Annotated in this window: 6 protein-coding genes and 1 riboswitch; of the genes, 2 read left to right on the top strand and 4 right to left on the bottom strand. The window is 63.2% G+C overall.

The genetic code is table 11. From position 1 onward, the window contains the following. On the top strand, positions 1-266 hold a 266-nt coding region (locus AC1DMG_RS19655), incomplete at its 5' end, for a 2OG-Fe(II) oxygenase (RefSeq protein WP_477180953.1). Positions 267-390: 124 nt separating this feature from the next. Then, on the top strand, positions 391-930 hold the full coding sequence (gene ppa, locus AC1DMG_RS19650) for an inorganic diphosphatase (RefSeq protein ID WP_441604785.1): 540 nt from the start codon (positions 391-393) through the stop codon (positions 928-930). Between the two features lie 45 nt (positions 931-975). Here the strand turns inward: ppa and AC1DMG_RS19645 are convergent, their stop codons facing one another. From AC1DMG_RS19645 to AC1DMG_RS19630, 4 genes are all read right to left on the bottom strand, one after another. Then, complete coding sequence (locus tag AC1DMG_RS19645; protein WP_441604786.1) at positions 976-1,161, bottom strand: hypothetical protein; 186 nt, start codon at positions 1,159-1,161, stop codon at positions 976-978. A gap of 63 nt (positions 1,162-1,224) precedes the next feature. Continuing rightward, complete coding sequence (locus AC1DMG_RS19640) at positions 1,225-1,821, bottom strand: ferritin-like domain-containing protein (RefSeq protein WP_441604787.1); 597 nt, start codon at positions 1,819-1,821, stop codon at positions 1,225-1,227. 229 nt (positions 1,822-2,050) lie between these two features. Further along, entirely contained in the window at positions 2,051-3,928 is a 1,878-nt protein-coding gene (thiC, locus tag AC1DMG_RS19635; protein ID WP_477180952.1) for a phosphomethylpyrimidine synthase ThiC, read from the bottom strand. A 143-nt stretch (positions 3,929-4,071) separates the two neighbouring features. Then, positions 4,072-4,167: riboswitch (TPP riboswitch) on the bottom strand. 67 nt (positions 4,168-4,234) lie between these two features. Further along, the gene (locus tag AC1DMG_RS19630) at positions 4,235-4,885 is read right to left on the bottom strand and encodes a TetR/AcrR family transcriptional regulator (protein ID WP_441604789.1); all 651 of its coding nucleotides are present in this window, start codon (positions 4,883-4,885) and stop codon (positions 4,235-4,237) included. Positions 4,886-4,994 lie beyond the last annotated feature (109 nt).

Below are 4,994 nucleotides of genomic sequence, written 5' to 3'. Positions count from 1 at the left end.
ATCCTGACCAACCGGGCTATTCGGCCGTCACCGCACGCGGCGGCCAGCGCATTGCCAGCGTGGTGATGTACCTCAATACGCCGGACGAAGGCGGCGGCACGGCCTTTCCGCGCATCGGCCTCACGGTAACGGCGATGCGCGGTTCAGCCGTCTATTTCGCTTACGACACCGGCGACGAGGCCTCGCTGCATGCCGGCCTGCCCGTGCTCAAAGGTGAAAAGTGGATCGCCACCAAGTGGTTACGCGAACGGCCATATCAGGCCTGAGCACGCTTCGGCACCCGTCTCACGCTGAACTGGAACCGGGCGCAAAGCCGCCCCGCGGCTGCGATGGCGCAGCTTTTGACGTATCCTTTCAAGTCTTTGCATCTGACTAGCCAAGGACACGCTCATGGGTCTGCACCTCGTACCCGCCGGCCGCAAGGTTCCGGACGAAATCAACGTCATCATCGAAATCCCCAAGGATGCCGAGCCCGTCAAGTACGAGGTGGACAAGGAAAGCGGCGCGATTTTCGTGGACCGCATCCTGTCGACCCCGATGCGTTACCCCTGCAACTACGGCTATGTGCCGGGCACCCTGGGCGGCGACGGCGATCCGCTGGACGCGCTGGTGATCCTGCCGCTGCCGCTGGTGCCGGGCTCGGTGATCCGCTGCCATCCGGTGGGCATGCTGAAGATGACCGACGAAGCCGGCAGCGACGAAAAGCTGGTGGTGGTGCCGGTGGAAAAGATCTTTGCCGGCTACTCCCACATCAAGGACATCAAGTCCGTCTCCGGCCACTGGCTGGAGCGCATCGGCCACTTCTTCGAGCACTACAAGGATCTGGAGAAGGGCAAGTGGGTCAAGATCGAAGGCTGGGTCGGCGCCGATGAGGCGAAGGCCGAAATCGAAGAAGGCATCAAGCGTTACCAGGCCGACAAGAAGGCCTGATCGAAGCCAAAAACGCCGCCTTCGGGCGGCGTTTTTCATGGTGCTTCAGCTTTGCGTGCTGCCGGCGTCGGCCGAAACCGTCGCCTGCCCCGTCATGCTGGCGCTGTTATCGGCCCGGCGGACCCACCAGGCCATCACGACGCTGGCAAGCAGCACGCCCAGTGCGAGCGTGGTCAATACAGCCCTTAGTAGCCCATGTCCCTGGCGGGCGTTGTTGTCCGTGGTCGCCATGGCGCGTCTCCCGGTGCAATAAGTCTGTCCAACGCACGTACCCGCCTGCGGGATGACTTGTGCTCAGTGCTTGGTGGCTTTCTTCTCGGGTCGCGCCTTGGCCGGCTTGGCCGGCTCGCCCTTCTTGCCGAGATTGTCGAGCAAGGTCGCCAGATCCTCGGCGTGCTCTTCTTCCATCGCAAGAATGCCTTCCATCATGCGGCGCGACGTCGGATCGGCTGCACCGAGGTAGGTGATGATCTCGCGATAGCTGTCGATGGCGATGCGTTCGGCGACCAGGTCTTCCTTGATCATGTCGACCAGGTCGTCGCCTTCCACGTAATCGGCGTGGCTGCGTGACAGCAGGCCTTCGGGCGAAAAGTTGGGTGCGCCATCGAGCTGGGTGATGCGCTCGGCGATGAGGTCGGCGTGCCCCTGTTCCTCATTCGCATGCTCGAGAAACTCGGCGGCCACGCTCTTGGCGTGGATGCCTTTGGCCATGTAGTAGTGATACTTGTAGCGGAGCACGCAGACGATTTCGGTGGCCAGCGCTTCGTTGAGTATCTTGACCACGGTCGCGCGATCGGCGGAATAACCGGAAGTGATGGCGCCATTGTCGATATGTTCGCGGGCGCGCTTGCGGATGGTTTCGATATCGGAGAGGAACGGCTTGGCTGCCATGGGCGTGGCTCCATCGGGCTGACTGGGCGAACCAGCACCGTAGGTGGCGACGCGCGAAACGCAGGTGAAAAAAGCGGTGCGGATGTGAGGCCGTTGTGTGGGAGCGCACCCTGTGCGCGACAAACCAACGGAGCGGAACATCGCAGCGTTGCCGTCGCGCACAGGGTGCGCTCCCACAAGGTGCTCTACCTCGTGCAGGCGGTGGCGACCGCCGGCACGAGGTGAAACATCAAGCCTTGTGATAAACCTCGGAGCCCTGCTGGCGGAATTCCGCCGACTTCTCCGCCATGCCCTCTTCCAGCGCCGACTCTTCGCCGGTGCCGTGTTCGGCGGCGTAGTCGCGCACGTCCTGGGTGATCTTCATCGAGCAGAACTTCGGGCCGCACATGGAGCAGAAATGCGCGCTCTTGTGTGCATCCTTGGGCATGGTTTCGTCGTGGAATTCCTTCGCCTTTTCCGGATCGAGGCCAAGATTGAACTGGTCTTCCCAACGGAACTCGAAGCGCGCCTTCGACAGCGCGTTGTCGCGCACCTGCGCACCCGGATGACCCTTGGCCAGATCGGYTGCGTGGGCGGCGATCTTGTACGCGATGATGCCGTCGCGCACGTCCTGCTTGTTCGGCAGGCCCAGATGCTCCTTCGGCGTCACATAGCAGAGCATGGCGGTGCCGAACCAGCCAATCATCGCCGCGCCAATCGCGCTGGTGATGTGGTCGTAGCCCGGCGCGATATCGGTGGTCAGTGGCCCCAGCGTGTAGAACGGCGCTTCGTGGCACTTCTCCAGCTGGCGCTCCATGTTTTCCTTGATGAGCTGCATGGGCACGTGGCCGGGGCCCTCGATCATCACCTGCACGTCGTGCTTCCAGGCGATCTGGGTGAGTTCACCCAGCGTATCGAGCTCGCCGAACTGGGCGGCATCGTTGGCGTCGGCAATGCAGCCCGGACGCAGACCATCGCCGAGGCTGAAGGACACGTCGTACGCCTTCATGATCTCGCAGATSTCTTCGAARTGCGTGTAGAGGAAGTTTTCCTTGTGATGCGCCAGGCACCACTTGGCCATGATCGAACCGCCGCGCGAGACGATGCCGGTAACGCGCTTGGCGGTCAGCGGCACGWAGCGCAGCAGCACGCCGGCGTGGATGGTGAAGTAGTCSACRCCCTGCTCSGCCTGYTCGATCAGCGTRTCGCGGAASATGTCCCAGGTAAGGTCCTCGGCCACGCCGTTAACCTTSTCCAGCGCCTGGTAGATSGGCACCGTGCCGATSGGCACCGGCGARTTGCGSAKGATCCACTCGCGSGTTTCRTGGATGTGCTTGCCGGTGGACAGRTCCATSAYGGTGTCGSCGCCCCAGCGGATCGACCACACCAKCTTTTCCACTTCCTCGGCGATGCCCGAAGAAACGGCAGAGTTGCCAATGTTCGCGTTGATCTTGGTGAGGAAGTTGCGGCCGATGATCATCGGTTCCGCTTCCGGGTGATTGATGTTGGCCGGGATGATGGCGCGGCCGCGCGCCACTTCGTCGCGCACGAATTCCGGGGTGATCAGCTTGGGCAAGGCCGCACCGAACGATTCGCCCGGGTGCTGGGTGCGCAGCGCGCTGCCCTGCAGCGCTTCGATGCGCTGGTTCTCGCGGATGGCGATGTATTCCATCTCCGGCGTCACGATGCCCTGGCGGGCGTAGTGCATCTGGGTGACGTTGGCGCCGGCTTTGGCGCGATGCGGCGCACGCGTCGCGGTGAAGCGGAAGGCATCGAGCTTGGGATCGACAGCGCGCTGGCGGCCAAAGGCGGAGCTCAGGCCGATCAACTGCTCGGTGTCGCCGCGCTCGGCAATCCAGCCCGCGCGCAGCGCCGGCAGACCGGTGACCAGGTCCACCTTGTAGTCGGGGTCGGTGTACGGGCCCGAAGTGTCGTACACGGTGATCGGCGGATTCTCTTCGCCGCCGAACAGGGTCGGCGTCTGCGCCTGGCAGATTTCGCGCAACGGTACCTGGATGTCCGGGCGGCTGCCCTGCACGTGGATCTTGCGCGAGCCCGGAATCGGACGCGTCACGGCTTCGGAGAGTTCCTGCGCGGCGCGCGCAAGGTCATTGGGCAGGGCATTCATCGGCTTTGGTCCGTCCGGGCGTTGGCGCTGTCCCCGAGGGGACGTGCTTTTGTTGGGGAGTCCACACTGGATCGTGTGGAGTGATGCGCATGCAAACGCGCATTCAGCAACAGAAGCGGACGGCACCGGACGCAATGTCCTTACGGCATTGCGGCGAAGCTCCCTACAGCGGTACTAGCCGCATCAGGTTCGAAGGGACTCTCTCAGCCGACTTGTTGCCGGCACCCCCGCCTCAAGCCGCTATTTGAGCACGAAGCGAGGGAGGCCGCGAGTGCGGCGGCCTTGGCGGGCCTGAATCAGGCGGGATCAGCGCGGCAGATAGGCGCGCAGGAACATGTCCACGCCATCGCGGGCGGTCTGTTCGAGCTCAGCGGCGTAGGACTGGGCGCATTCTTCGCAACCGAACATGCGGCGCAACAGCATTTCGCCCTTGATCAGGGAGATGAACTGGCCGGCGGCGCGGGCCACGTTGGCGATATCCAGCCTGCGGTCGTCAACCGCCTGTTGCAGCAGGCGTTTCATCAGACCATTGGTGCGATCCGGGCCTTCTTCCCAGAGCAACTTGCCGTAGCGCGGGTTGCCCTGGCGGCAGTCGCTGAGGATGGCGCGGAAGGTGCCCACGTTCTGCACGTCGCAGTCGAGCCGGACGTGATGCAGGGCGATACGCTCCAGCGCGACGCGGATGTCTTCGGCGGGGTCGTAGTGGTAGGTGTCTTCGGGGATCAGGTCCTGGATGCGCGCGCGGATCACCTCGCGAAACAGGTTGTCCTTGTCGCCGAAGTGGCTGTAGACGGTGAGTTTGGACACGCCGGCCTCTGCCGCTACCGCATCCATGCTGGTTCCGGCAAAGGCGTTGCGGATGAACAGGCCCTTGGCGGCCTCAAGGATCGCCGCGCGCTTTTCCATGTCCTTGGGACGGCCGGGCCCCTGAGGCTTGGTCTGCGGGATCGTGCTCATGGCTATACCTTCACAAATGGCTTCACAAATGGATAACGCCCGTTTAGTATACGCGGCGGTTTAGTTATTTTCCATGGCCAAGATACACGGCTTCCCTTATGTCCACCAC

The organism is Dyella sp. 01N36 (assembly GCF_056399745.1).
The sequence above is the reverse complement of the archived record's forward strand: the minus strand, read 5'-3'. Positions and strand labels throughout refer to the sequence as shown.